General features: G+C 45.2%; 1 protein-coding gene. It reads right to left on the reverse strand.

The window, feature by feature from the left end:
• Positions 1 to 209: 209 nt before the first annotated feature.
• Positions 210 to 584, reverse strand: a 375-nt coding sequence (locus A3739_RS26365) for a helicase C-terminal domain-containing protein (protein WP_304440320.1), incomplete at its 5' end; no start/stop codon positions are given.

The following is a 584-nucleotide window of genomic DNA, read 5'->3' on the forward strand; positions in this document are numbered from 1 at the left end:
AAATATATACATGGTCCAGGGCATCATTTTGATGGTACCTGGCAGCCGTATATTAGTGAGCGCTGGGTAAAACTTTTATGAGGCGACAGTACTGCCGATATCAAGTGTTGGTGAGTCGGCAGCCCTCATATTTTCAGCAATTGTGGTGGGCCAAATTACTGCTCATGCAATTTATGCGCAAAAGATTGAACGGTAGACAATTGCTTAAACTAAGAACCCAGCTGACGACGATAAGGTGGCAAAGCATCAAGCAACAAGCTGCCGTAACGCTTGGTGATTAATCGTTGATCGAGAATCGTAATTTGCCCTGAATCTTGCTCTGTTCTGATCAAACGGCCACATGCCTGAATCAGTCGCAAACTTGCTTCAGGAACAGAGATCTCCATAAAGGGATTACGCCCCTGACTTTCAATCCACTCAGCAATCGCTTGCTCTAAAGGATCATTCGGCACAGCAAACGGCACTTTGGCAATAACAACATGCGTCAGATACTTACCTGGCAAATCGATGCCCTCGGCAAGTGACGCCAGACCAAACAAAATACTGCGCTTACCCTGATCTATTTTTTTCTTATGCAGCTGAAT

This window comes from Oleiphilus sp. HI0067, assembly GCF_001635735.1.